The organism is Rathayibacter sp. AY1B6 (assembly GCF_002932755.1).
GTDB lineage: Bacteria > Actinomycetota > Actinomycetes > Actinomycetales > Microbacteriaceae > Rathayibacter.
In genome coordinates this window covers 1-1021 of the sequence record NZ_PSWL01000052.1, presented here as the reverse complement: position 1 = coordinate 1021, position 1021 = coordinate 1, and the positions used below count along the sequence as shown (strand labels likewise).

The following is a 1021-nucleotide window of genomic DNA, read 5'->3' as shown; positions in this document are numbered from 1 at the left end:
AGCGGTCGAAGAACGACTGGGTGCGCGCCACGCTCGAGCGGCTGAACAGCCCGCTGTCCTTGCGCTCGAAGATCCGCGGCCCGCTCGCGCGGCCGATGATGAACCCGAGCTGGTCGCCGAGGAAGGCGGAGGCGGCGACCATCAGGATCACCAGCGGCACCGGGAGCGAGATCACGCCGGTCGCGACGAAGACGCCGGTGAAGAAGAGCAGGGTGTCGCCGGGGAGGAAGAACCCGATCAGGAGGCCCGTCTCGACGAAGGCGATCAGGCAGACCAGGGCGATCGCCCAGGGGCCGGCGCCGTCGAGGAGGGATTGGGGGTCGATCATCGGTTCTCCTAGCGAGAGGTCGGGCCGGGGCGGGTCGCGGGGATGCGGACCTCCGCGCCGAAGCCGTGGGGGACGAGGTTGCGGAGCCGGAGCTCGCCGCCGGCGGCGCGGCTGAGCCCGGCGACGATGGCGAGCCCGAGACCGGCGCCGCCGTCCCGGGAGCGGGCGGCGTCGGGACGGCTGAAGCGGTCGGTCGCGACGGCGAGGAACGCCTCCGGGACACCGGGTCCGTCGTCGTCCACGGAGAGGACGGCCTCTCCGGGGCGCTCGACCAGGGTCGCGGTGATGCTGCCGCCGTCCGGCGTCGCGGCGACGGCGTTGGAGAGCAGGTTGTCCAGGATCCGGCCGAAGTCGGTCGGCGAGACGGGGTACCGGGCGGCGTGAGCCGACACGGGAGCGACGAAGTCGATCGCGAGGTCCCGGTCGCGGGCGAGCATCCTGATGCGGTCGACGCTGCCGGTCACCTCCTCGCGGAGAGCCGACGACGAGGCGTCGCCCGTGACGGTGCCGGCGTCGATCTTCGACAGGATCAGCAGCCCGTCCGTCAGGGACTGCAGGCGGTCGATCGAGCGGCGCGCGTCGACGACGTCGGCATAGAGGGCCGCCGGGTCGTCGCGGACCCGCTCGGCCAGCTCGAGGCGGGTGCGCAGGGCGGCGAGCGGAGTGCGCAGCTCGTGGCTCGCGTCGGCGACG

Annotated in this window: 2 protein-coding genes; both read right to left on the bottom strand. The window is 73.5% G+C overall.

All coding sequences use genetic code 11. The annotated features are described in order from the left end of the window. Positions 1-328 (bottom strand): DedA family protein (locus C5D08_RS16550; RefSeq protein WP_374953964.1); only part of this gene is annotated, 328 nt, incomplete at its 3' end. An 8-nt stretch (positions 329-336) separates the two neighbouring features. Then, positions 337-1021: HAMP domain-containing sensor histidine kinase (locus C5D08_RS16545; protein WP_146087943.1), on the bottom strand; the 685-nt coding region annotated here is incomplete at its 5' end.